Here is a 1,312-nt window from a genome sequence, read left to right on the forward strand (position 1 = left end):
TTTCACTCCCCGAACAAGCGAGCCCGTGGTTTCCGGCTCATCTCTCCGACAAGAGGGTGGGCAGCGGTCGGCTGTTCGGTTTTCCCAGTCAACTCTTCAGTCGTCCGATGACGGACGAGGACCCCTGACGATGGCTACAAGCCCGTTCAAATTCCTGCAGGAAGTGCGCTCGGAGACCGCCAAGGTCTCGTGGCCGAGCCGTCGCGAGGTCACCATCACCACGATCATGGTGTTCGTGATGGTGGCGCTGGCCTCGGTGTTCTTCTTCGCCGCCGATCAGATCATCCGTTATCTCATCACCCTCGTGCTGGGCATCCACTGATGGCAATCGCAACCCAATCGTCCGACAAGCGCTGGTACATCGTCCACGCTTATTCGAACTTCGAGAAGAAGGTCGCGGAGTCGATCCGCGAGCAGGCCAAGCAGCGCAATCTCGAGGATCTGTTCGAGCAGGTGCTGGTGCCGATCGAGAATGTCACCGAGGTGCGCCGCGGCCGCAAGATCAACGCCGAGCGCAAGTTCTTCCCCGGCTATGTGCTGGTGAAGATGAAGCTGACCGACGAGGCGTTTCACCTGATCAAGAACACGCCCAAGGTGACCGGCTTCCTCGGCGCCGAGAACAAGCCGATGCCGATCTCCGAAGGCGAGGCGATGCGCATCCTGAACCAGATGCAGGAGGGCGTGGAGCGGCCGAAATCGTCGGTGTCGTTCGAGATCGGCGAGAACGTCCGCGTCGCCGACGGCCCGTTCGCCTCGTTCTCCGGCGTGGTCGAGGAAATCGACGAGGCCCGCTCGCGCGTCAAGGTCGCGGTGTCGATCTTCGGCCGCGCCACTCCGGTCGAGCTGGAATTCAACCAGGTCGAGAAGGTGGTCGGCTAAGGCCGGCGATCACCCCTCTCGCCGTCATTCCGGGGCAGCCCACAGGGCTGAGCCCGGAATCCATAACCCGAGCGGGGTGTGGGACGGAGAGATGGAGCAACGTTCGTGTCTCACTTGGCACGTCGGGAGTATGGATCCCGGGCTCGCCCTTACGGGCGCCCCGGAATGACGAAGGAGAGAGCCGCGGCTCAACCCTTTCCTTTTCGTCCGATCTCGTGTATCGGGCGCGCTTCGCTCCCCGAACGGGGGGCGATTTCGTTCGTGGGAGGCGCGGCCGGCTTTGCCAGCCGGATCAAGGCGCGCCGGACCACGGTCCCAAACCTCGCCCGACGGGTTTTGTCGCCCGAGGGCGGTGCGTTCGCATCAGGCAAGACACGCGAACGCGTTGGAGTATCACAATGGCAAAGAAAGTAACCGGTTACCTGAAGCTTCA

General features: G+C 62.5%; 2 protein-coding genes. Both read left to right on the forward strand.

What is annotated here, in order from left to right; genetic code table 11:
* Positions 1-130 precede the first annotated feature (130 nt).
* Positions 131-322, forward strand: a complete 192-nt coding sequence (secE, locus tag BRAS3809_RS01705; RefSeq protein WP_006611822.1) for a preprotein translocase subunit SecE — start codon at positions 131-133, stop codon at positions 320-322.
* Positions 322-879, forward strand: a complete 558-nt coding sequence (nusG, locus tag BRAS3809_RS01710; protein ID WP_008960377.1) for a transcription termination/antitermination protein NusG — start codon at positions 322-324, stop codon at positions 877-879. Before secE ends, nusG begins: the two co-directional genes overlap by 1 nt.
* Positions 880-1,312: the final 433 nt, after the last annotated feature.

The sequence above is a fragment of the Bradyrhizobium sp. STM 3809 genome (assembly GCF_000239795.1).
GTDB lineage: Bacteria > Pseudomonadota > Alphaproteobacteria > Rhizobiales > Xanthobacteraceae > Bradyrhizobium.